The organism is uncultured Maribacter sp. (genome assembly GCF_963977385.1).
GTDB lineage: Bacteria > Bacteroidota > Bacteroidia > Flavobacteriales > Flavobacteriaceae > Maribacter.
Genome location: NZ_CAXBOU010000001.1, coordinates 580,030 through 602,490, shown reverse-complemented (window position 1 = coordinate 602,490; position 22,461 = coordinate 580,030). Strand labels below are relative to the sequence as shown.

Annotated in this window: 25 protein-coding genes; 8 read left to right on the top strand and 17 right to left on the bottom strand. The window is 33.2% G+C overall.

The features are described from left to right. Positions 1-142: 142 nt before the first annotated feature. Together AAC084_RS02615 and AAC084_RS02610 are read left to right on the top strand one after the other, a co-directional pair. Positions 143-706 (top strand): DNA-3-methyladenine glycosylase I, encoded by a 564-nt coding sequence (locus AAC084_RS02615; protein ID WP_339836507.1) that lies wholly within the window; start codon positions 143-145, stop codon positions 704-706. Positions 707-729: 23 nt separating this feature from the next. After that, positions 730-1,320 carry a hypothetical protein gene (locus AAC084_RS02610; RefSeq protein WP_339836504.1) on the top strand — a complete coding sequence of 197 codons (591 nt, stop codon included), beginning with the start codon at positions 730-732 and terminating at the stop codon, positions 1,318-1,320. A gap of 105 nt (positions 1,321-1,425) precedes the next feature. Here AAC084_RS02610 and aat read toward each other — a convergent pair whose 3' ends face one another. Continuing rightward, positions 1,426-2,079, bottom strand: coding sequence for a leucyl/phenylalanyl-tRNA--protein transferase (gene aat / locus AAC084_RS02605; RefSeq protein ID WP_339836502.1), 654 nt, complete (start codon positions 2,077-2,079; stop codon positions 1,426-1,428). Positions 2,080-2,195: 116 nt separating this feature from the next. Beyond that, positions 2,196-2,570 (bottom strand): DUF3127 domain-containing protein, encoded by a 375-nt coding sequence (locus AAC084_RS02600; RefSeq protein WP_339836500.1) that lies wholly within the window; start codon positions 2,568-2,570, stop codon positions 2,196-2,198. Positions 2,571-2,696: 126 nt separating this feature from the next. Between AAC084_RS02600 and AAC084_RS02595 the strand changes: the two genes are divergently transcribed. Next, positions 2,697-3,845, top strand: coding sequence for an ATP-binding protein (locus tag AAC084_RS02595; RefSeq protein WP_339836497.1), 1,149 nt, complete (start codon positions 2,697-2,699; stop codon positions 3,843-3,845). A gap of 2 nt (positions 3,846-3,847) precedes the next feature. Further along, positions 3,848-4,204, top strand: coding sequence for a hypothetical protein (locus tag AAC084_RS02590; protein ID WP_339836495.1), 357 nt, complete (start codon positions 3,848-3,850; stop codon positions 4,202-4,204). On the opposite strand, the gene AAC084_RS02585 is transcribed toward AAC084_RS02590, so the two are convergent. Then, complete coding sequence (locus AAC084_RS02585; protein ID WP_339836493.1) at positions 4,191-4,583, bottom strand: HIT domain-containing protein; 393 nt, start codon at positions 4,581-4,583, stop codon at positions 4,191-4,193. The two genes, AAC084_RS02590 and AAC084_RS02585, sit on opposite strands and share 14 nt — an antisense overlap. 76 nt (positions 4,584-4,659) lie before the next feature. After that, the gene (gene greA / locus AAC084_RS02580; RefSeq protein WP_339836489.1) at positions 4,660-5,136 is read right to left on the bottom strand and encodes a transcription elongation factor GreA; all 477 of its coding nucleotides are present in this window, start codon (positions 5,134-5,136) and stop codon (positions 4,660-4,662) included. A gap of 132 nt (positions 5,137-5,268) precedes the next feature. Here greA and AAC084_RS02575 point away from each other — a divergent pair, with 132 nt between their 5' ends. Beyond that, the gene (locus tag AAC084_RS02575) at positions 5,269-5,706 is read left to right on the top strand and encodes a hypothetical protein (RefSeq protein ID WP_339836486.1); all 438 of its coding nucleotides are present in this window, start codon (positions 5,269-5,271) and stop codon (positions 5,704-5,706) included. Positions 5,707-5,709: 3 nt separating this feature from the next. On the opposite strand, the gene AAC084_RS02570 is transcribed toward AAC084_RS02575, so the two are convergent. Next, positions 5,710-6,375 carry a hydrolase gene (locus tag AAC084_RS02570; RefSeq protein WP_339836484.1) on the bottom strand — a complete coding sequence of 222 codons (666 nt, stop codon included), beginning with the start codon at positions 6,373-6,375 and terminating at the stop codon, positions 5,710-5,712. Positions 6,376-6,483: 108 nt separating this feature from the next. Next, complete coding sequence (locus AAC084_RS02565) at positions 6,484-8,646, bottom strand: TonB-dependent receptor (RefSeq protein WP_339836482.1); 2,163 nt, start codon at positions 8,644-8,646, stop codon at positions 6,484-6,486. A gap of 370 nt (positions 8,647-9,016) precedes the next feature. On the opposite strand from AAC084_RS02565, the gene AAC084_RS02560 reads away from it, so the two are divergent. Then, complete coding sequence (locus AAC084_RS02560; RefSeq protein ID WP_339836479.1) at positions 9,017-11,464, top strand: ATP-binding protein; 2,448 nt, start codon at positions 9,017-9,019, stop codon at positions 11,462-11,464. On the opposite strand, the gene AAC084_RS02555 is transcribed toward AAC084_RS02560, so the two are convergent. The 9 genes from AAC084_RS02555 to AAC084_RS02515 form a co-directional block, all read right to left on the bottom strand. After that, on the bottom strand, positions 11,439-12,794 hold the full coding sequence (locus tag AAC084_RS02555) for a sigma-54 dependent transcriptional regulator (RefSeq protein WP_339836476.1): 1,356 nt from the start codon (positions 12,792-12,794) through the stop codon (positions 11,439-11,441). The genes AAC084_RS02560 and AAC084_RS02555 overlap by 26 nt on opposite strands. Positions 12,795-12,961: 167 nt before the next feature. Beyond that, entirely contained in the window at positions 12,962-13,279 is a 318-nt protein-coding gene (locus AAC084_RS02550) for a hypothetical protein (RefSeq protein ID WP_339836473.1), read from the bottom strand. 595 nt (positions 13,280-13,874) lie between these two features. Continuing rightward, a complete protein-coding gene (locus tag AAC084_RS02545) occupies positions 13,875-14,180 on the bottom strand; it encodes a hypothetical protein (protein WP_339836470.1) in 306 nt (101 codons plus the stop codon). A gap of 151 nt (positions 14,181-14,331) precedes the next feature. Then, on the bottom strand, positions 14,332-14,634 hold the full coding sequence (locus tag AAC084_RS02540) for a hypothetical protein (protein ID WP_339836467.1): 303 nt from the start codon (positions 14,632-14,634) through the stop codon (positions 14,332-14,334). A 203-nt stretch (positions 14,635-14,837) separates the two neighbouring features. Next, complete coding sequence (locus AAC084_RS02535; RefSeq protein WP_339836464.1) at positions 14,838-16,376, bottom strand: DUF4301 family protein; 1,539 nt, start codon at positions 16,374-16,376, stop codon at positions 14,838-14,840. Continuing rightward, on the bottom strand, positions 16,373-16,936 hold the full coding sequence (locus AAC084_RS02530; RefSeq protein ID WP_339836461.1) for an ATP-binding protein: 564 nt from the start codon (positions 16,934-16,936) through the stop codon (positions 16,373-16,375). The genes AAC084_RS02535 and AAC084_RS02530 overlap by 4 nt, the downstream gene beginning before the upstream one ends. Continuing rightward, entirely contained in the window at positions 16,897-17,529 is a 633-nt protein-coding gene (gene pnuC, locus AAC084_RS02525) for a nicotinamide riboside transporter PnuC (protein WP_339836457.1), read from the bottom strand. The genes AAC084_RS02530 and pnuC overlap by 40 nt, the downstream gene beginning before the upstream one ends. Continuing rightward, on the bottom strand, positions 17,513-17,773 hold the full coding sequence (locus AAC084_RS02520) for a hypothetical protein (protein ID WP_339836454.1): 261 nt from the start codon (positions 17,771-17,773) through the stop codon (positions 17,513-17,515). The genes pnuC and AAC084_RS02520 overlap by 17 nt, the downstream gene beginning before the upstream one ends. A 30-nt stretch (positions 17,774-17,803) precedes the next feature. Then, positions 17,804-18,439, bottom strand: coding sequence for a 4'-phosphopantetheinyl transferase superfamily protein (locus AAC084_RS02515; RefSeq protein ID WP_339836451.1), 636 nt, complete (start codon positions 18,437-18,439; stop codon positions 17,804-17,806). Positions 18,440-18,521: 82 nt separating this feature from the next. Between AAC084_RS02515 and ahcY the strand changes: the two genes are divergently transcribed. Beyond that, complete coding sequence (ahcY, locus tag AAC084_RS02510; protein WP_339836448.1) at positions 18,522-19,838, top strand: adenosylhomocysteinase; 1,317 nt, start codon at positions 18,522-18,524, stop codon at positions 19,836-19,838. A 70-nt stretch (positions 19,839-19,908) separates the two neighbouring features. Here ahcY and AAC084_RS02505 read toward each other — a convergent pair whose 3' ends face one another. After that, the gene (locus AAC084_RS02505) at positions 19,909-20,493 is read right to left on the bottom strand and encodes a DUF3332 domain-containing protein (RefSeq protein WP_339836445.1); all 585 of its coding nucleotides are present in this window, start codon (positions 20,491-20,493) and stop codon (positions 19,909-19,911) included. A 419-nt stretch (positions 20,494-20,912) separates the two neighbouring features. Between AAC084_RS02505 and AAC084_RS02500 the strand changes: the two genes are divergently transcribed. Next, the gene (locus tag AAC084_RS02500) at positions 20,913-21,434 is read left to right on the top strand and encodes a 5'(3')-deoxyribonucleotidase (protein ID WP_339836441.1); all 522 of its coding nucleotides are present in this window, start codon (positions 20,913-20,915) and stop codon (positions 21,432-21,434) included. Here AAC084_RS02500 and AAC084_RS02495 read toward each other — a convergent pair. Continuing rightward, complete coding sequence (locus AAC084_RS02495; protein WP_339836439.1) at positions 21,426-22,439, bottom strand: phytase; 1,014 nt, start codon at positions 22,437-22,439, stop codon at positions 21,426-21,428. The two genes, AAC084_RS02500 and AAC084_RS02495, sit on opposite strands and share 9 nt — an antisense overlap. Positions 22,440-22,461 lie beyond the last annotated feature (22 nt).

The window sequence follows — 22,461 nt, the reverse complement described above, 5'->3', positions numbered from 1 at the left end:
CATAAATTCTTAAAGAATACAATAATCTCACTAAAAATATCCATATTAATATCTCGACTAGATATGGTTTCATTTCATAATTTAATTTATTATTCGATTTCCATCAATGTTTCAATACTTTTGCTTGTAAATAAACTTAAATATGGATAAACATCGCTGTGGATGGTGCAAGGGTGATTCGCTATACGAAACGTATCACGACGAAGAATGGGGTGTTCCTATAAAAGATGATAGTTTATTATTTGAATTTTTAGTCTTAGAAACGTTTCAAGCAGGTTTAAGCTGGATAACAATTTTACGAAGACGCGAGAATTTTAGAAATGCATTTGATAATTTTAATTACCATAAAATTGCTCAATACCAAGAACCTAAAATTTTAGATTTACTGCAAGATGAAGGTATTATTAGAAACAAATTAAAAGTTCGTGCCACAGTAAGCAATGCACAAGCATACATCGAAATTCAAAAAGAATTTGGAACGTTTAGTGATTACATCTGGCAATTCGTTGATAGTCAACCACTAAAAAATAAAATTGTCAATTATAAAGAGACACCTGCAAATACACCTTCATCAGATGCAATCAGCAAAGATTTAAAAAAGCGTGGCTTTAAATTTGTAGGCAGCACAATAGTATATGCTTTTATGCAAGCCACTGGTTTGGTAAATGACCATGAAATTAACTGCTTTAGATACAACCAAGTTTAATCAATAACACAAACCTACCACAATTGATAAAAAAATATTTTAATCTAGTATTGCCTGCATTGTTTTTATGTTTTCAATTCAGCTACACACAATACAAAAATGAACGAGAATTTCGCATAAGAAAATCTCAATTTCCAAGTGCTGCTATTTCTATTATTGAAGACAATGTTGTCGGTATTAAGCGTCTAAAATTTTATAAAGAAACCGATAGTAATAAAGTAAGTTTTGAGGCCAAACTTAAAATGGACAAACTTTGGTATAGTCTTGAATTTAATAAGGAAGGAGTTTTAAAAAACATTGAAATTTTAATCAACTCAACAGACATACCGAATGACACCTATTCGAAAATTGAAAGTTATTTGAACAATGATTTCTTAAAATATAGAATTAAAAGTCTAAGACAACAATATCCTTCAAATAATAACACTTTAGAAGAAACATTTAAAAATGCTTTTCAAAATCTAATTCTACCTTCAAACATTTATGAGATCGTTGTAGTTGATAAAAAAGAAGGAAGGAATGTCGATTATAAAATTCAATTTGATGCTGAAGGAAATTTTAAAAAAATAAGAACTGCTCTTCCTCCAAATTATGACCATGTTTTATATGAATAGATACATTGTATTTTCTCTACTCAACCCCTCACTTTTCGAATACCTTATCAAAGGGTAAGGTTTTAAAAACAAAAGGTACTCTTCTTTTAAAACAGCTTGGAGATTTCAGTTTAGCAGTTTCACAAACTCAGTTCTAGGTATTTCTTGCGCTCCTAAACTTTCTAAATGGTCTGTGTGCAATTGACAATCTATAATCTCATAATCTTTTTCATGTAATTCTTGAGCCAACTTAATAAATGCAAATTTAGAAGCATTAGAGGTTAAACTGAACATACTTTCTCCGCAAAATACGTGTCCTAAATCTATGCCGTACAATCCACCTACCAATTTATCTCCTTCCCAAACTTCATAAGATTTGGCAATTCCTTTTTCATGTAGTTGAATATACGCCTTCTTCATCTTCTCCGTGATCCAGGTACCATCTTGTCCGGGTCGCTCAACAGAAGAACAATAATCTAATACCTCCTTAAAACAAGTATTCTTGGTTAACTTAAACTGATTGTCTCGAAGTACCTTTTTCATGCTCTTAGAGATTTTAATCTGTTCTGGATATAGCACCATTCTTGGATCAGGACTCCACCATAAAATAATCGAATCTTTATTGAACCAAGGAAAAATACCTTGCTGATACGCCAGTAATAACCGCTCTGGAGAAAGATCACCGCCAACCGCCAAAAGACCTTCTGAATTTGCTGTATGAACAGGTGGGAATACTAAGGCATCCGTTAAAAAAAACAATTTGTGTTGAGCGTATTCCACTTTTTGTTTCCAAATTAATTGAAAGGTCGTAAAACAAAAAAACTTGCCTAACCATTAAAGCTAAACAAGTTTCAAAACTATAAAGACATTAAGTCTATCAATGATTCATTACTCATTTAAAATGGCAAATCATCATGATCTTCTTCATTTAAATTATCGGCTGGCTCAAAAGCTTCCATAGGTGGCACTGGTGGCATACCTGCTGATTGCGATTGAGAAGCACCTTCTATACGCCAACCCTGTATAGAGTTAAAGTATTTTACCTCACCTTGAGGATTCGTCCATTCACGACCTCTTAAATTGATACTAACTTTTACATCTTGCCCAACAGTATAACTATTCAACAAATCACATTTATCCTGAACAAACTCAACCATAATATGTTGTGGATACTGTTCGTCTGTAGTCACTACTAATTCTCTTTTTCTAAACCCATTAGAACCAAAGGTTTGGGTTTCACCGATCAATTTTACTTTACCTTCTATTTCCATCTTGAATTCTTTTTACAATAGAGGTCAAAAATAGGTAAAATGATGCGGTAATAAAACCTAGTGCAACGATAACAACACAACAATTATTCACAATTAGGGTTATCTTTAGTATTAGACAACTATTGGATGAACTTTATCCCAAAAAACAAAATTTCCAACATTTTTCTATTGATAGGCTCCTTTGTAGTAGTGAGTCTTATTTTATGGAACACCAATAGTTTTTTTAAACAATTTAAGGAAGAAGAACGCCTAAAAATGGAAATTTGGGCGACTGCACAATCTGAATTTTTACAATTTTCTGAAACTGTTGACTTAGGAAGCCTTCACTTAAAGGTATTTCAAAACAACACCTCTACCCCGATGATTCTTATTAATAAAGATCAAACTATTAGGGTGAACAATTTTCCGCCAAATAAAGCAGAAGATTCAGTTTACATACAAAGCCAATTAAAGAAATTTAAAAATGAAAACACTCCTATATCCATAGACCAACAAGGAGAACATTTAGCGACCTTGTACTATGGTAACTCAGAAGTCTTGAATAAATTGAAGTTTTATCCTATAGCGTTATTACTTATTATTTTTCTTTTTGCGGCAGTTATTTACTTTCTGTTTAAAACGAACAAAGCATCTGAGCAAAATAAATTATGGGCGGGCATGGCTAAAGAAACTGCCCACCAAATTGGAACCCCGTTGTCATCGCTTTTAGGATGGAACGAATTATTAAAGACTGAATTAATAAACCCAAGTATCACAAAAGAAATTGAAAAAGACATTGATAGGCTACAAACCATTACCGAGCGATTTTCGAAAATAGGGTCGCTACCTAAGCTTGTAGAGAGTGATATTGTTAAGGAAACTCAAGATGCTTTCGATTACCTAAAAAGAAGAAGCTCTAAACTCATTCATTTTTCATTCAGCTCAAAAGTAGACCATCTACCCGTTTTATTAAATAGCTCTTTGTACAATTGGACTATTGAGAATTTAGTTAAAAACGGTATCGATGCCATGCGAGGCAGAGGAAGTATTGCAATAGAAATTGTGCCAGACGGTAAATATGTAAACATATTAATTGCAGATACGGGGCACGGTATTCCCAAGAGCAACTATAATAGTATCTTTACGCCTGGCTTTACCTCAAAAAAAAGAGGATGGGGCCTAGGACTTTCTTTGGTTAAACGTATTGTTGAAGAATATCATGATGGTAAAATAAAAGTGCTATCATCTGGCAAAGAAGGTACTATAATGCAAATTTCTCTAAAAGTGTCTCACTGATTATGGCCAAGGAAAAACTAGTAGTTATCAAAGAAACCGGACTAAATAACAACTGTCCCGAGTGTTTCAACCAAGATTTGAAGCTGACTTTTTATCAAAAACATACTTATGGAAGTTTTTTTCACAAAACAACTTCTGAATTAAGCAATAAACTAATATGTAATACTTGCCACTCAACAATCTACCCTATAAGCTGGACTGAAGATATAGAACGTATGTTCTCTTATTATCAAAAAACGGCTATTCCCGAAAAAAAATCTTCTAAACCAACCTTACTTTACTATGCGCTATTATTAATATTAATAGCAGTAGTTGCAGGCGCTGTTTATTTATATATTTCTGGAGCTATTCAATTTTAGCACCAATTTCTTTCGCTAAATTGGTTAACTCTATATTTGACAATTTTACTTTATGTTGAAAAGTAGCATCTTTCATTTCATTTAAAGGTATTAAATGAACATGTACATGAGGTACTTCTAACCCAATAACACTCATACCAATACGTTTACAGTCAACTGTTTTTTCTATAGCTATACCAACTTTTCTCGAAAACGACATTAATCCTAAATAAGCATCTTCATCAAGGTCTAATATTTTATTTACCTCCTTTTTCGGGATACAAAGTGTATGCCCTTTCGCATTTGGGTTAATATCTAAAAAAGCCAAATGGTTTTCATCTTCGGCTACCTTGTAGCAAGGTATTTCTCCATTAATTATTTTGGTAAAAATAGTCGGCATAATTCTAATTTTTAGTAGAAATAAAAAATCCTATCCTTATGAAAAGGATAGGATTAAATATAGTTATTTTAAAAACCTAACCTCTTGAAATTTCAAGAATTTCAAATTTCATAGCACCACTAGGAACCATAATTTCAGCTGTGTCACCTACTTTTTTTCCCAATAATCCTTTACCAATAGGTGAGTTAACAGAAATTTTACCCGTTTTTAAATCGGCTTCACTTTCTGCAACTAATTTATAAGTCATCTCCATGCCGTTATTTTGATTCTTCAATCTCACACTAGATAGCACCAATACTTTAGAAGTATCTAATTGCGATTCGTCAATTAATCGCGCATTGGCAACAGTATTTTCCAATTTGGCAATTTTCATTTCAAGAAGACCTTGCGCTTCTTTTGCAGCGTCGTATTCAGCATTCTCAGAAAGGTCGCCCTTATCTCTTGCTTCTGCAATTGCTTGAGAAGCCTTCGGCCGTTCAACATCCCTATAGTGATTAAGCTCTGCCTTGAGTTTTTTTAACCCTTCAGCAGTATAGTATGATACGTTACTCATTACATCCTCGTTTTACAAATAGACAAATCCTCTGCAATTGCCTTTTAATACGGCTTTTTAAGAGAGGATTTAACACAAATATACATAATTTTTACGCACATTTGTTCAAGTTCTCCAAAACAAAATTATAGAATGACTCGTTACTTAAGCATCCTAATCTTATTGATAATCACTGCTTGTAGCAATGATGGCACTAACAGAAATCCTTATTTACAGGAGATAAGTTTTCGTTTCGAAGCTAATTTGAATTTACCGACATATAGCCCACTAACCAATACGGGTAGTGCTGTTTTAATACAAAGTGCTACAGCTGGTACAAAAGGCGTTTTCGTTATCAATGCAGGCTTTGATCAATTTAGAGCTTTTGAAGCAAGTTGTCCAAATCACGCTCCCAGCGATTGTTCTACTATGACTCTAAATGGTCAAGTAGCTACTTGTTCTTGTGAAGATTATGAATATAGCCTTTTTACCGGTCAGCTTTTAAACAGACCTGATGATGGAAATCGTTATTATGATATGTTAGAATATAGAGCAAGTTTTGGCCGCGGTGTTGTTATAATATCCAATTAAGTTTTACTCTTCTAATCGATATCTATCCATTATTTCTTTGAATAGTTCCCCAGTACTCGGCGGTGTATAAGAAATTGCATTTGCCCCTGCATCAATTGCCATCATTATAGTCTCATCGGTTTTACCACCTGTTGCAATTATGGCAACATTATCATCTAAATCTCTTATTTTCTTAATTATATCTGCTGTTTTTCCTGCACCAGAGACATTAAAAATATCAACTCCGGCCGCTAACCTACCTTTAATATCATCCTTTTCGGATACCACGGTAATGGTAACCGGAATATCAATTTTTTCTTTTAACATACTAATAAGGCTATTTGGGGTTGGCTTGTTTAAAACCACCCCCAAAGCTCCTTGAAATTCTGCATGAATTGCTAATTCTAAAGACCTTACACCTGTTGTTAATCCGCCACCTACTCCACAGAAAATAGGTTTATCGGCAGCTAAAATCAAGGCATTTGAAATAACGGGCTGTGGTGTAAAAGGATAAACAGCTATAATAGCATTGGCATTCGTATTCCTTATAATAGCAACATCGGTACTAAAAAGAAACGACTTAATAGATTGACCAAAAACACGTATTCCTGAACACTGCGATATCACCTCTGGAACCGTAACAATATTGTTTCTTAATCTACTACCAAATACAGGAATATTACGCTCCATAACCTTAGACTTTAGGCTACTAAAATTAGAATATTCTTTCTTACATCATGCGTATTAAACAAATATTTAAGATAATAATATCTATCTTTTTTTACGAACTAAAGCATACTAAAAATTAAGCGTTGCACCAACCAAAAAGTTAGTACCTGCCTGTGGATAATAGCCCTGTGCCTCAAAAGTATTCCCAGGTGTTGACCAAGAATCTAAATATGTATATCCGTTAGAAACATATTTTTCATTTAAGATATTATTCAATAGTCCCGAAAACACAATGGATTTCAAAATCTTATTCATTTTAATTTCATAGGTGATATTAAAATCTGTGGTAAAATAAGAATCTAATTTAGATGCTTCGGTATCTGTATTACTAAGATATTGCTCATCCACGAATTTTGAGAAAAGAGATAAATTCAAAGCCTCACAAGGTGTATAGCTAAGAATATTACCCGCTACTAAAGATGGTGAAAATGCAATGTTAGTATTCCCTAAATCTTGCAACACATCATCTCTATCGATAAAAAAGTCAACATTTTTATTGGTGCTTAAGGCTACATTAGGTTTAATACTGAACTTGTCATTAAATCGAATATTCGCATCAATTTCAAGTCCGAATCTATAACTATCCCCTACATTTTCCCTTAAAGACGCACCCACATCATTCAATTCTCCTGTAAGTACCAACTGATCCTTATAGTTCATGTAATACACATTTGTATTCAATTGTATATCAGCTGAAACATATCTCCACCCTAATTCAAAATCATTTAATTTCTCTGGCTTAGGGTTCCCACTTTCGTAATCATTTCTATTTGGCTCTCTGTTTGCTACCGCATAGGACAAATAGAAATTATTATTTGCATTTAAATCAAACGTAACCCCAGCTTTAGGATTGAAAAAATTGAATGTATCATCTACAACACCTGTATCTTCTCCATTCGCTGTATACCCAACGGTTCTATATTGCAAATCACCATATAATGACCACTGATCATTCAGTTGAAAATTTGCTTTTGTATATATATTGAAATCCGTTTTAGTAGAACTATCATCGTAATAACGGTCTTCGTAACTACTATTACTCGCATAACGTGCCCATATTACCTCACCAAAATGATCGCCTTCATATTTATTGAAACCACCACCCATAATTAGATTAAGATTGTTCTTATTATAGGTTGCTGAAAATACGGTACCATAAAAGTTATTATCTAACCATCGTCTTCTTATGACATCTGTAGTATTTACTTCGACTCCATCAACAATTATTGGTTCAAAACCATAAGTAGAAAAACTATCCTCTTGCTTGTACTGTTCAAAGAAACCCCTTCCTCGAGTGTAGTGTAAGGCGATATTGGTACTCCAAAAGTCAGAAATCTTTTCGTTCCATAATAGCTGGGCATGATCTTGCTTATAATCATCAACCTCATTGTCATAAAACTGCCTGTTGCCATCTAGATCATTATACATCCCTGACGGATTAAATGTTCTATCTTCTTTCAGTTTTTCAGCATCAATTCCATTCCAAGCTTGATATGTTACTTCATGGCCACCAAATAATAATGCCTTTATTAAGGTGTTATCGTCTTTATAAGCACCTTGCAAAAAATAAGAATCTAAATCTGATTCTGCCCTATCGATATAACCATCTGAATTAATTTTTGATAATCTACCAGAAATTTCGACCTGATTATTTAATAAACCCGTACTGAACTTTAAATTGTTTCTCAAAGTATTAAAACTACCAATTGAAGTTGAAATCTGCCCATAAGCATCTTCAGAAAAACCATCTGTCAATACATTTAAACTAGCACCAAAAGCACCAGCACCGTTCGTTGATGTGCCTACGCCACGTTGTAATTGTAAGCTTTCTGTGGATGAAGCAAAATCTGGCATGTTTACCCAAAATGTACCTTGAGATTCTGCATCGTTATAAGGTACACCGTTAATAGTGACATTGACACGTGTAGCATCGCTACCCCTTACTCGAATACCCGTGTACCCTACGCCGGCACCTGCATCTGTGGTAGTCACAACTGATGGCAGAAAATTCATCAACACCGGAATATCTTGACCCAAGTTTCTAGGTTTAATATCCTCTTTTGTAAGATTTGAAAATGTAACAGGTGATGCTTTGGTTACTCTAATGGCTGAGACAAAAACTTCGTCTAGCATTACTTTTCGACCCTCTAATGAGTCAGTTTCTTGTTCTTGGGCATGTAGCCCCATACTTAGTGCTAAACACGCCGCAATTGTGAAAATAGATAGTTTCATTCGTAAAATTATTACGAATAAAAGGGGCTATTATTCTAGGTTAAAATTGATTTTTGAGCAACTACGCTTGGTTTCCAAAAGACTCAGAATGAAAAAATAATTCAAACTTTATCTTACTTCAAAAATTTAAAACAAATTTTTGAATTGTCCCTTGGCAGCATTACCCGCCCAGGTTCTTTGGGTATAATCTCAGCTTTGTCCTAAACAATAATTCAGAATTCGGCACCCCTTTGAGATGCCGCAAATGTAATACAGAAATTTCTTCTGTCATAAAGAATTTTATAAAAATAACAAGTTGTTTAATTAACAACATTTTAGAACTTACTATCCGAGTTTTATCGTATTTATACTACGTATATAGAAACACTTTATGGATTCGAAAAAAAATAAATTTACTCTTAAGATTACTATTAGCTACTTGCTTTTGGTCATTTTAGGGGTGATTGCCTCCTATTATATATTTAATGAAGTACAAGAATATATAGCTACTGAAAATATTGCAGAAAAAGATAGTAAGTTACTTAAGACAAATACTTTTTTAGCGCAGTTATACGAGGCTGAAAGTCTTTCAAAACTTGCCCTGCAAACAAAGAGTAAATCAAATTTTACAGCCTATGAAAGTAAAATAGATTCTATTTATACGAATCTAGAGGAACTTAAAATACTCACGGATAACGTGCATCAACGACAATTGTTAGATAGCCTAAACTCCCTTTTACATAAAAAAGTTACCAATATTAATGCTTTAAGAAACCTTAGACTAAAAGACCAAACCGGTAATGCGATTAACTCTGCACTTAAAAAATTCGATAAATTAGAAGAGTCTTTGGGTATTATTACACCTGAAGGTCTGGCTCCCAACTTAAACAATCTATCACCAAAGGCACAAGAAGCCATTAAGAAGGTTACTGATTATTTAAATGCCAATATACCACCAGAAAATAATCCACAACAAAAAGCACAAACTATGGATAGTGTGGTACAAGTATCTAAAAACTTACTGAAAGATGTGCAACAAGAAAACACACTCAATACCAATTCATTGGCCATACGCGAAACGACCATCAACAGAACTGATGTCGAACTTTCACAACAATTGCGGACTATACTCTCTTCTTTTGAGCAAGAAATTCTCATGAATAGTCTGGCAAGCTCCATTAAAAAAGAAACCCTGCTTAAAAGAAGCATTCGTCTTGCGGTAATTGCAGCCATACTTGGTTTTTTAGTTGTAGGTATTTTTACTTTTATCTTAAACCGAGATTTTTGGAAAGCGAATCTTTATAGGGAAAAATTAGAAAAAGAAAAGACATATTCAGAATCGCTGTTAAAAAGTAGGGAACTATTAATTGCTACAGTAAGCCATGATCTGCGCACCCCCTTAAACACCATTAGTGGTTACACAAACATTATTGAAGAATCTCATACAAGTGATATAGATAAGGAACATATATCTCATATAAAATCTGCAACTACCTATGTCAATAATTTAGTAAATGATTTATTAGATTTTTCTCAATTAGAAGCTGGTAAAATGGTTGCCAAAAATACCTCCTTTAGACTTGATGATTTGATTAGAGAAAGTTCTAGAAACATTGCCTCTCAATATAAAACCAAAAATATAGATCTAATATTAGAATTAGATGAATCTTTGGAAAAACCAATTTTTTCAGATGCTTTTCGTCTTCGTCAAATTATCTCTAATTTATTGGGTAATTCATATAAATTCACAGATCAAGGAAGCATTATCTTAACAGGAAAAGTACAGGAAAAAGAGAATTTCCATCAACTGTTTCTTCAAATAAAAGATACAGGCATTGGCATATCAAAAGAGAAGCAGCAAGACATTTTTAAGGAATTTACGCAAGCCGAAAACGATACCGATAAAAAATACGGAGGCTATGGATTAGGGTTAACCATAACCAAAAAGCTCACTGAATTACTAGGAGGATCTATTGCATTAGTTAGTGAAATTAATAAAGGAAGTATGTTCACCCTTCAAATACCTATAGAATTAGGGGTGGAATCTCAACTTTTACCCCAAGAAAAAATAGCATTTAAAAATCTGAAAATATTAGTTTTCGATGATGACACCACCTTTCTGAAATTGATAGGTGAAATGCTAAAATCAGAAGAAATAGATGCTTTACTATTTTCAGATTTTGATTCGTATAAATCAGAACAGATTTTTAAATATGATATAATACTTACTGATATTGAAATGCCATCTGTAACAGGCTATGAAGTTGTTTCAAAGTTAAAATCAGGGATTTATCCTAATTATAAAAGTCAACCCATTTTAGCAATGACCGGTAGAAAAGATTTATCCCTTGAACATTTTTCTGATCATGGTTTTGCAGAACTAATTCGTAAGCCATTTTCAAAAATAGCTTTACTTCAAAAGCTTAATGACTTAATAAATCATCATACAAAAATGAAAATTATTGAGCCAATTCATTCAAAAAATGAAAATGAAAAAACATATAGTTTAGAAACTATAAAAATATTCTTAGGAGACGATTCTATTGCTGTTAATGAAGTGCTGTACACTTTTAAAATAGAAACAACTGAGAATGCAAACCATCTAAAAAATGCCGTAGCAGATTTTAATATTTCTGATTTGAACAAAATAGCTCATAAAATGCTTCCTATGTTTCGACAACTTAAAGTTATTAAGGCAATTCCAATCTTAGAGAATTTTGAAATAATGAAAACTGGTGAAAATACCTCGGGGCAATTAAAAGATAAAAACACGGTATTACAACAACATATCAATTTGCTATTAGAGCAAATTGCTAAAGATCTAAATCATAATAATTAATACGGTTGTACAGTGTTTTTCTGGTTACTTGAAGTAATTTAGCTGCCTTAGACTTATTATAATTTGTGCGCTTTAACGCGTTTACAATTTGTTCCTTTTCGAAATCAGCCTTTGAAAGATTTCCGAAATCAGTTGGGTTTTCTGCCGGACTCAATAATTCAGAAGGCAATACCTTCTGTTCTATTACGTCTGTAGTTGTTAATAATACCGCACGTTGTATTATATTTTGAAGCTCACGTATATTTCCTGGCCAGTGATATGCATTGAACAAATCCCAAACCTCATCAGAGAAACCTACAACTTGCTTACCTAACTTCTCATTGAATTTATTTAAAAAGTGAGTAGCTAAAACCTGTAAATCACCATGCCTATTTTTTAAAGATGGTATTTGCAATGAAAACTCGTTCAACCTATGATATAAATCTTCACGAAATACACCCTTCTCTACCGCAACTTTTAAATCTTCATTAGTGGCAGATAGTATTCTAACGTCAACGTTGATTTCAGTATTACTGCCAATTCTTTTAATTTTTCTTTCCTGCAAGGCCCGTAATAATTGCATTTGATTTTCGTAAGATAGATTACCCACTTCATCTAAAAATAAAGTCCCACCATTTGCAGCTTCAAAACTACCTACCTTGTCTGCAATAGCACCTGTAAAACTTCCTTTTATATGACCAAAAAATTCACTGGCCGCTAACTCTTTTGGTATTGCTCCGCAATCTAAAGCAATAAAAGCCTTTTCTGCTCTTATACTCCTATGATGTATTTGTTTTGCAGTTACTTCTTTACCTGTACCACTTTCACCAATGATAAGTACCGACATATCTGTAGGAGATACCAGCGTAATATATTCCTCTAATTTTTGGGTAGCCTCGCTCGTTAAAACCAACTCATTACTATTAGATCTATTATGCACTGCAATTTTAGAGGCAGCCTTATCTTCTACAGGTTGCATTTCTTCTTTTTGGGAAACAGGCTTGGCATTTAAGGCCCCGTCAATTACCAATAACATTTGATCAGGAGTAAAAGGTTTAGAAATATAATCATAAGCACCCATTTTCATGGCTTTTACTGCTGTAGCAACCTCAGCGTAACCGGTCATTACAATAACTGGCGTTTTTCCATTGAGGTCAGACACCAATTTTAAACCGTCATAATCTGGTAAACGAAGGTCGGTAATGACCAACTGAAAGTCATTCTCTTTTAGTTGTTTTTCGCCATCTAGCCCAGTGTGGCTTAGAACAACATCAAAATCATTTCTTGTCAAAAACTTTTGAAGCATTTGAGCAAAAGAAGTATCGTCTTCAATAATTAAGATTTTGGGCATAGTGATAGTGGTATTCTAAGTATCTACGTAAAAATACCATAAGCCGACTATTAGTATTTTAAAATTATCATAAAGCTTATACCATTAAATTGATAAAAATAGGAAAGGGTAGCATATAGCTACCCTTTCCTGACCAAACCAACTTGAACAAACAAGTATTTTTATAATTACATATCTAACCAATTACCTTCTTCATCGGCGTAAACCGTACCTTGAGTTCCATCTTCAAGGGAAAGCACTAGCTTGTACTGCTTCTCTTCATTTGCATAAGCCTTTTCTAAAGTCGCCGTTGGGAAATTTTTAGATATCGCGTCAGCCACTGCTTGTGGAACTTCAGAAACCGAAATCTCTTTAAAATCATCGGTTACAACCGCAATTTCATTTCCTTGGTTATGAAGTATTCCATTTTGAGAAAGTAATGCATCTTGTGCGTTTACCGCAAAACCTCCTATTGTCATTGCTCCTAATAAAAATAAAGTTTTCATCTTTTTAATATTTTAAGTTAATAAATCATTCCAATACTATTAACTATGTAAAAAGAGTGCCACAAATATTTTATTTTTTAATATTTTGAATATCAAGTACTTAAATAAATAAACCTGATTTACAAATGGGTAATCTTGTATCTTTTATGTACTGGTGTATACTTATTACACACAGTAAACAACCAACATATTAATGAACATTAAACAAAAAAAAAGGAGCTGCAACCGCAGCTCCCTCCAACCACCTATCAAACTTCTGTCTTAAAATTAAAAATTAACGCCTCTATTAAATTAAGGTAATGCCAATTTTGGGGGCTATTTCAAAAACAATTTCTTCTTGGTGGCACCTTCATAGTTAACGGTTAGTGTTTACGCGAAAGTGATATTTTGATTTTTTATTTTTCCCAACATATTTTTGAAATCATAGCTAATGCTAAAACTAAAATTGTTGTTGTGATAAAAATAAAAACTAAAGTGACCATTGTTTCATAACTTGCTTCATATAGTAAGACACCGCTTTTTTTGGTTGGTCACATTTAAAATAAAAAAAAACTGCATTTTGCAGTTTTTTTTAAAACTCTAAGAGTAAAACCTCTTACTTTTTATTCATCCAATTACCGTGTTGGTCTATGTATACGGTTCTTCTAGTTCCACTTTTAAGAACCATAACTAATTTAAAATCTCCATTATCATTTTTATATGCTGCACCTAATTTAGATGTTGGATATTGTTTTAATATCTCTTCTATAACTGGTGGAGTTAATTGATTAGATTTTATTTTTATGTATTCGTCAACCGAATTCATTACTATTTCTGTTTCTGCTGTATTTGAAACAGACATAGCTGTTGCGTTAAAAATCATCCCAACAGCTAATAAAACAAGTATTACGTAATTTTTCATCCTAAATATTTTAATCGTTAAAAACTCCCTAATCTAAATTATTTACGGAGAAAATCATCATCTGGATTACCAGTGACTAAATTTTAAAGTTTTAGCCATAAAAAAAGCTGCCGAAGCAGCTCTTTATAAATAACTAAATCAAAAAAGGGAATTACATTTCTATCCAATTGCCAGCTGCATCGGCATACAACTCCATCGAAGTACCATCTTCCATTGACACTTCTAACTTATAGTTATTCTGCTCATCGACATACGCCTTGTTTAAGGTTGCCCCAGCATAATCAGCATCAAGTGCCTCTATAATTGGAGTTGGTACATCAGAGACAGCTACTTCTTTATAATCCTGTAAAAAAATATCTTCCATAATACCATCATGAAATATAATTGGGGTAGCAGCAGTTCCAATTGTTAAGCTACCTATCGCTAAAGCCGTTGCAAAAACTAATTTTTTCATCTTTCTAATTTTTAAATTAAACATTCTTGAAAAGTATATTGGAAAAATTGTGCCAACACAATTTTCAACACAAATACTATCATAAGTAATTGTATAATAGATGATTACAAATAATTTTCAAAACTTTGTAATTGGGTAAAACTGTGTGGAAATAAAAAAAGTGTGTAGAAACTACACACTTTTTGTTCTATTCTATATTTTAATTATACCTGATGTGAATCTTTCAAAAGATCAATAACACTCTTAACAGGATTAAAGGTCACTAATGGTACTTCTACAAAAATTGTATTCCAAAATGCCATAGCTCCGTTCCAAAGACCTGGTAGTTCTAACGCTTTGAGTTCTTTACCGTCTTTCGTTTTTCCGGTTATAAAACCTTGTTTATCATCAACAAACTTAAGAAGGTCATATTTTTCACCTTTATAATTACGAACGCCACAAACTAAATCTACAGGGTTAAAATGTGTGGAATTCTTAATAATATCTGCCTGTTGCTTATTTCCCATATCTATTTGAGCAGATTCTATAATCTGTAAAGAAACCTCGCCTTTTGAATTTGCAACCCAAAAAGGCCCACCACCCGGCTCACCTTCATTTTTAACCATTCCGCAAATACGAATCGGCCTATTTATTTTACTTTTTAATATGTTTAGCTTATCCGATTTTGATTTGGAATCGAAATCATTTGAAAATCTCACATTAAGACCCTCCATTAAAAAAGCTTTAATTTCTGCTATTTTAGCATCGCCCACTTCGTCTTTATCTAGTTGCTCGGCATATGAAAAGGCTTTTTTCTGCTCTTTAATAAGAACACCTGCCAATACTTTTTTGCTATCGGCAACCGCCTTCGCATCTTCCATTACAGCTACGTTATCAATATTCTTTATAAAGATAATGTCAGCATCCTGGTCATTTAAATTTTGAATTAACGCACCATGGCCTCCTGGTCTAAACAATACAGACCCATCTTCGTTTCTAAATGGGTTATTATCCATATCAACGGCTAATGTATCTGTAGATGATTTTTGAAAAGAATAATCTATCTCATACTTTATACTAGTAGAATCAGAAACCCTAGGTCCTGCTTCTGCAAATTCTTTGTTGAACATTGCTTCATGTTGTTCTGAAACAGTAAAATGAAGATTTGCCTTTCCATTAGAACTAGCATACAATGCACCTTCTTTTAAATGCTCTTCGAACGGTGTTGCAGCAACATCTCCATAATTGTGAAATGGCAATAAGCCTTTCGGATAAAAACCATAATTAAGTGCATTGTCTCCTAATAATTCAGAAACAAAACTAAACACCTTTTCACCTTGCGAATTAATATTCTTTGGCAACCTTGACATTACTTTTCCATAAAATGGTAAACGCTCTAGACCTTCTGAAAAAACCCTAATATCTTTATCATTTGTTCTTTGCAAATAGGAATCTAATGTTTCATCTGCCGGATTATAAACATCTAAAAAATTAAATAAAGCTTTGAACATACGCGAAGCAGCACCAGAAGCAGGTACGAATTTTAAAATTTCTAAATCTTTTAATTTAGAATCGTAAAATTGAATAAGCTCTTTTTCTTCTGATTCTGTAAACTTAAGAATACCATTACCTATAACTGCTGCATTCTTTAATTGTACAAATGGAATACCTTCTTTAAAAGTGTTAATATGACTTAACATACTTTCTTTAGAAATTCCCTTTTCCTTTAATTGCTTTTCGTCGTTATCTGTAAGTTGTATCATTTATTTAATAGCTGATCTATTTGGTTAATGGCTTTTTCTAAGCGTTGTTTTTTGTTTCCTTTCAAGATAATAAAATTTTTCTCGTATTTTTCCAAGGTGCGCTTAAAATAATTGAACATTTCTTCCCTCTCATTTGGTTTATCCCTTAAATCATCCTCTTCCCAAGGTATATCTATATAGGTTAGTAGATAAAGGTCATAAGAATTCTGTAAGGCATATTTTTCTAAAATAGGGTCACAATCACCAATATAATAGGCTTCTGAATATACTTTAGTTTCTAACAGGTCGGTATCGCAAACAAGAATATTTGTAGCTTTTTTGGTCAATTTATTCTCAAGGTGCATTTGGCCTTCGGCAATTGGCAATAAATCATCTGGCTCACAGGTTTTGCGTTCATTGTTCCATTTATCTTGCAAATAATCTCTTGCATATTCAGGAACCCAAACAGTATGATAGTGTCGTGCTAGTTGCTCTGATAAAGTAGTTTTACCGGTAGATTCTGGACCAAAAAGGACCACTTTTAAGATATCTGAAGGTTCCTGCTTATATTTTTCTTCCATGCATTATAACCATATATGGCCAATATTGTAAAAATTAGATATTGAAAGCTAGTAAATGTAAATCCTTTATAAAAGTATAGTGGTATCGATATTATATCACCAACTATCCAATATATCCAATTTTCAACTTTCCGTTTAGCCATAAGCCACATACCCACAAAAAATATAGCAGTTGTTATGGTATCAACATAAGCCGTCCAACTGTTCCATTTATCAAAAACTTGATACACAACAAACACAAAAATGACCGTTCCAATAAAAATAAATACGGAAGTTCTATTCTCCTTTTTAGTAACCGTGGTAATGGGTGTAAAATGTTCTGCATCTACTTTCCTAGTCCATATATACCACCCATATAAACTCATTATAAAATAATAGACATTAATTAACATATCGCCAATTAGACCCCACTTTAAAAGCAGGTATACGAAAATTGATGTGCTTATTAAACCTGTTGGATATACCCAAATATTATTCTGCTTTGAAAACCAAACGGATAATAGCCCAAAAATTACTGCGACAATTTCAAGTGTGATATCTAAAGTACCGTAGTCAGTATATTGACCGAAGAAATAATCAAAAATGGGGTTCATATGCGCTTCTATCAGATTTAACTATTTTCATAAACAACAACCCTCTATCCATTAATTCAAACGCTGTCTTGATTTCGGTATTCAAGACTTTCATAACCTCATCGTAAGAACCAAAAACTTGAGTGCTTAGCGGATTCTCAAGAATGGTTAACCCTGATCCGCGTAATTTTTTAATAAAATCTATAATGTGTTGCTCGAAGTCATCTTGCAAAGGTGAAAAGGTTAATTCTACTGATATTTCCATTAATCGCTATTTACTGATATTAATTATACTCTAATTATCTCTTGTTGCATACACACAGGTAAAATCTTCAAATTCTAGAAACCGTATCTTATAGTTAGACATATTTCCATTGAAAATTATTTGTGCTGTTGTATTCTTAGTATCAAACCTGAAATCTTGAACATCTATATGATGTAAAAAGCTCAACCCTTTGTGGCCGTAAATTTTATAAAGTGATTCTTTAGCTCCCCAAACAATAGTCAACTTCCTAACAACAGCAGCAGTATTTGCTAAGGTTTTATACTCCTCAAAAGGAGTGAATTTATGTGCTATTCTTAGAATTTTATCGCGTTGCATTTCAATATCAATACCTACATGTTCAGTTGTACTGACAATAATACCCGTAAAATTATGAGAATGTGTGATAGAGATAAAATTACCGTCTTTTAAATGAGGTTTCCCGTTCTCATCATAAATCAAATCGGCATCTTCATATTCATACAAGGCCAATAAATGTCTTATGCTTAAAAATGCTCTTCGGTGAAGTTCAGACTTCATACCATCGAACCTTAATTGGCAATGAGGAGTCAGTTCTACATTCTTCCACAGCATTTGTTCGGTCTCATCAACCTTCCATATGGCTAGGGAAGTTTCATCATTTACTGTTATAGTTTTGTAAAGCGCCATGGGATTCTTCGTGTTATTCGTACCTTTGTACGAATTAAAAATTGCTGTAAACAGATAAACGAAAGTATAAAATAATAAAGATATGAGCACGAAAACTATTCCGTATGTGCCTTATAAGGTTAAGGATATTTCCCTTGCTGATTGGGGAAGAAAAGAAATCGAATTAGCAGAAGCTGAAATGCCAGGTCTAATGGCATTAAGAGAAGAATACAAAAATGAGCAGCCTTTAAAAGGAGCTCGTATTGCTGGTTGCCTACACATGACCATACAAACTGCCGTTCTAATTGAAACATTAACAGCATTAGGAGCAGAGGTCACTTGGAGTTCATGTAATATATTTTCTACTCAAGACCAAGCAGCCGCAGCAATTGCAACCACAGGAGTTCCTGTTTATGCTTGGAAAGGCATGAATGAAGAAGAATTTGATTGGTGTATCGAACAAACATTATTTTTTGGCGAGGATAGAAAGCCATTGAATATGATTTTAGATGATGGCGGCGATTTAACCAATATGGTTTTAGATAAATACCCAGAAATGGCCAATGACATCAAAGGACTTTCCGAAGAAACAACAACAGGTGTTCACCGTTTATACGAGCGTGTTAAAAAAGGAACTTTACCAATGCCAGCAATTAATGTTAACGATTCGGTTACTAAATCGAAATTTGACAATAAATATGGCTGTCGCGAGAGTGCTGTAGATGCGATCAGAAGAGCAACTGACACTATGCTTGCAGGAAAGCGTGTAGTAGTTGCCGGTTACGGCGATGTAGGTAAAGGTACAGCAGCTTCATTTAAAGGTGCAGGCTCTATTATAACAGTTACTGAAATTGACCCTATTTGTGCATTGCAAGCTTGCATGGACGGTTTTGAGGTTAAAAAGCTAGAAACTGTTATTGGAAATGCTGATATTGTTATTACTACTACCGGAAATAAAGATATTATTAGAGCTGAACATTTTGAAGCCCTAAAGGATAAAGCCATAGTATGTAATATTGGTCATTTTGATAATGAAATCGATATGGGTTGGTTGAATAAAAACCATGGTAACACCAAAGATGAAATTAAACCTCAAGTTGATAAATACACCATCAACGGAAAGGATATAATAATCTTGGCAGAAGGTAGATTGGTCAACTTAGGTTGTGCAACCGGCCACCCAAGTTTTGTAATGAGCAACTCTTTCACGAACCAAACTCTTGCGCAAATTGAGCTTTGGAAGAATAGCGACAAATATGATAATGATGTTTATATGCTACCTAAACATTTAGATGAGAAAGTGGCAAAACTTCACTTATCTCGCTTAGGAGCTGAACTTACTGAATTGAAAAAAGACCAAGCCGATTATATAGGTGTAACGGTTGAAGGTCCTTATAAACCAGAGTATTACAGATATTAAAAATATCTGTTTTTATAAAAAAAGGTCCTGATAAAAATCAGGACCTTTTTTTATAAAAACAATTTAATGATTAGTTGTTCTCAGCCAACATACCATCTAAATAATAACAATCAGTTTGCTCTTTTAACTGTGCTAAACCTTCTTCTTTAGAACTTAACGGATTAATTTTAACCTCTTTTCCATTTGGCATGTAAACGATATAAAATCCTTCTTCAAAAGATGAAAGTTTTATCACCTCTCCATTAGGGCGAACAGCATTCCATGATTTCTCACTAGGCTTATATACTAAATCAATTTTCTTTCCTTTCTTAGGACCATCAACAACCGTTACTTGCATTCTATTTTTAGTAGCTGTCATCTCAAAAGTATTACCATCTCTTTCTACCATTTGAGTTTCTTGCTCTCCCTCTTCCATCGCAATTGGATTAGATCCTCCCCAAAATTCGATTACGTTAAATATAATGGCATCCCCTAAAAAGAATAGTCCGTAAACGGGAATAATATTAAGACCCCAAAATACTAGGTTATTCACGAATTTACTGTCAGACAAATCTTGGTTCCACTCTTTTAAGTTATTAAAGGCACTAAAAGAACCCAAGCAACTAGAGAATAATAAAGTACTCGCCATTGCTACGCAGATAATTGATTTTTTCATGATTTATTTTGTTTATAATTAGGCTTTTAAAGTAGTTACAATTGTGATACGTATTATGCCCATTACGTTTTTTTATTAACTTAATTCAACGGTATACTATATGTGATAATTAATTCTACCGTTAATTAATACAATATGAAATTCATTATCTAAAGTGAATTATGCACTAAAACACACACTTAAACAAAGAAATAACTTTATTTAAAATCGAAAATAATAAATAACTGTGGCGTTGGGTAATTTTTAAATTTCCATAATTGGCTGAATTAAACCTTAGTTTAAAAAAAGATCTAAATTATTTTAAACCCTTTCTCTGTTCTAAGATAAAACCCGTTGCTTAATAATTATCTAATATAACTTTTAAAGAAACTCTTTACTCTTTTAACTGTTTTGCCGTACTTCGTTAAAAATAAAAATAAATGATACTATTTGTAGATATGGATGAGGTAATTGCTGACACTTATGGTGCCCATATTGAGCTTTACAATGCTGAATTCAATGGTGAACTTACCACAGATTTATGCTCTGGATCAGAAGTATGGCGAATGGTGCCAGAAGCACATCAAGATAGTGTTAGAAAGCACGCCACCAGAAGAGGCTTTTTCAGAAACCTTAAGCCTATAGCCGGTAGTCAAGAAATCTTATCCAAATTGTCAAAAAAACATGAAGTTTATATAGCATCTGCCGCAATGCAGTTTCCTAATTCTTTAGAAGAGAAAAGTGAATGGCTAGATGAACACTTTTCTTTTCTCCCATGGCAAAACCGAATTCTTTGTGGTCACAAACATATTTTAAAGGGTGATATACTTATTGATGATCGAAACTATAACTTAGAAAGTTTCGATGGGCGAGGTTTACAATTCACCTCACCACACAATGTAAATACAGAAGGCTTTGAACGAGTAAATACTTGGTTTGAAATTGGGGAGAAGTTATTGTAACCCCAATTTCCCCAAATCATAAAAATAAAAGTTCTTTTCATCATTCATAGCAACGAAAAGTCCATTTTTAAACGTATCGTTTAATCGTACAGTCACTGCCTCACAGCCGTCAGTCTCAGTGGTGGAAAGATTAACAGCTTTTATAAATGCATTGGTCTGTCTATCAAAAATATTAAACTCACCTTTCTGTTGGTTCGATATAATTAAATAACCATGCCCATCGTCATAATTAGCAATAGCGATACCTTCTATATCTTCATTAAAATATTCTCCTCCAAAACAAGATAGCTCCTTATTTCCCATATCTGGCTCAGCATAATATTTTTTAATACAGACCCCTTCATCAGAAAAGTATACAAAGCCCTTTTCATCATCAATAGCTATAGCTTCAATTTCTTTTACACCACTAAATTTTCCAAATCTCCTAACATAATTAGAGGTTACTCCTAGGCTATCAGATATAAAGGCATATTGGTACAAATAACCATCTGCCGGTCCGGTTTTTCTGCCTACAATAGCATATATTGTTGCATCTTTAGGAGACTTAAACAAACTTACCCCCATTGGTAATCTATTCTCTACTAATTCCTCATCTTCAAACACTTTAAAACCACCACCATCTAAAGGTTTCATTTCTGGTACAGAAAACATTCTTATATGTTGTTTCTCACGCTCAGTAAAAACCAATATATCGGTAGTAGTAGAATCGTTGATTTGAAAGCCATATTCAATATCTACATTGTTCGGTCGCTGAATGTTTCTAATGGTTTTCTCCTCAATAATTTTTCCTTCTAAATCAAAAGCATAAATAGCACCATTGGTTTTCTTATCCGTTCCAAAAACGATGCTTTCTTCAGCATTTTTAGGATTCACCCATATTGCAGGATCATCAGTATCGTTAAGGGTAAATTCAGTAATAATATCAGGAGCTATTTTTGGCAACTTACTTTGATTACACGAAAAAGAAACAGCTATAATCGTAAATAAATATGATATTTTTTTCATTTTGTTTGGTGAGCTAAATGTT

Excerpts from the sequence above, each read along its gene's own strand:
- AAC084_RS02595 (WP_339836497.1), top strand. The coding sequence starts at position 2,697 with ATGAACTTTATCCCAAAAAACAAAATTTCCAACATTTTTCTATTGATA.
- AAC084_RS02515 (WP_339836451.1), bottom strand. The coding sequence starts at position 18,439 with ATGGCGCTTTACAAAACTATAACAGTAAATGATGAAACTTCCCTAGCC.
- AAC084_RS02520 (WP_339836454.1), bottom strand. The coding sequence starts at position 17,773 with ATGGAAATATCAGTAGAATTAACCTTTTCACCTTTGCAAGATGACTTC.
- AAC084_RS02540 (WP_339836467.1), bottom strand. The coding sequence starts at position 14,634 with ATGAAAAAATTAGTTTTTGCAACGGCTTTAGCGATAGGTAGCTTAACA.
- AAC084_RS02600 (WP_339836500.1), bottom strand. The coding sequence starts at position 2,570 with ATGGAAATAGAAGGTAAAGTAAAATTGATCGGTGAAACCCAAACCTTT.
- AAC084_RS02550 (WP_339836473.1), bottom strand. The coding sequence starts at position 13,279 with ATGAAAACTTTATTTTTATTAGGAGCAATGACAATAGGAGGTTTTGCG.
- AAC084_RS02560 (WP_339836479.1), top strand. The coding sequence starts at position 9,017 with ATGGATTCGAAAAAAAATAAATTTACTCTTAAGATTACTATTAGCTAC.
- AAC084_RS02495 (WP_339836439.1), bottom strand. The coding sequence starts at position 22,439 with ATGAAAAAAATATCATATTTATTTACGATTATAGCTGTTTCTTTTTCG.
- AAC084_RS02545 (WP_339836470.1), bottom strand. The coding sequence starts at position 14,180 with ATGAAAAATTACGTAATACTTGTTTTATTAGCTGTTGGGATGATTTTT.
- AAC084_RS02500 (WP_339836441.1), top strand. The coding sequence starts at position 20,913 with ATGATACTATTTGTAGATATGGATGAGGTAATTGCTGACACTTATGGT.
- AAC084_RS02565 (WP_339836482.1), bottom strand. The coding sequence starts at position 8,646 with ATGAAACTATCTATTTTCACAATTGCGGCGTGTTTAGCACTAAGTATG.
- greA (WP_339836489.1), bottom strand. The coding sequence starts at position 5,136 with ATGAGTAACGTATCATACTATACTGCTGAAGGGTTAAAAAAACTCAAG.
- AAC084_RS02585 (WP_339836493.1), bottom strand. The coding sequence starts at position 4,583 with ATGCCGACTATTTTTACCAAAATAATTAATGGAGAAATACCTTGCTAC.
- ahcY (WP_339836448.1), top strand. The coding sequence starts at position 18,522 with ATGAGCACGAAAACTATTCCGTATGTGCCTTATAAGGTTAAGGATATT.
- AAC084_RS02570 (WP_339836484.1), bottom strand. The coding sequence starts at position 6,375 with ATGGAGCGTAATATTCCTGTATTTGGTAGTAGATTAAGAAACAATATT.
- pnuC (WP_339836457.1), bottom strand. The coding sequence starts at position 17,529 with ATGAACCCCATTTTTGATTATTTCTTCGGTCAATATACTGACTACGGT.
- AAC084_RS02575 (WP_339836486.1), top strand. The coding sequence starts at position 5,269 with ATGACTCGTTACTTAAGCATCCTAATCTTATTGATAATCACTGCTTGT.
- AAC084_RS02590 (WP_339836495.1), top strand. The coding sequence starts at position 3,848 with ATGGCCAAGGAAAAACTAGTAGTTATCAAAGAAACCGGACTAAATAAC.
- AAC084_RS02505 (WP_339836445.1), bottom strand. The coding sequence starts at position 20,493 with ATGAAAAAATCAATTATCTGCGTAGCAATGGCGAGTACTTTATTATTC.
- AAC084_RS02555 (WP_339836476.1), bottom strand. The coding sequence starts at position 12,794 with ATGCCCAAAATCTTAATTATTGAAGACGATACTTCTTTTGCTCAAATG.
- AAC084_RS02535 (WP_339836464.1), bottom strand. The coding sequence starts at position 16,376 with ATGATACAACTTACAGATAACGACGAAAAGCAATTAAAGGAAAAGGGA.
- AAC084_RS02530 (WP_339836461.1), bottom strand. The coding sequence starts at position 16,936 with ATGGAAGAAAAATATAAGCAGGAACCTTCAGATATCTTAAAAGTGGTC.
- AAC084_RS02615 (WP_339836507.1), top strand. The coding sequence starts at position 143 with ATGGATAAACATCGCTGTGGATGGTGCAAGGGTGATTCGCTATACGAA.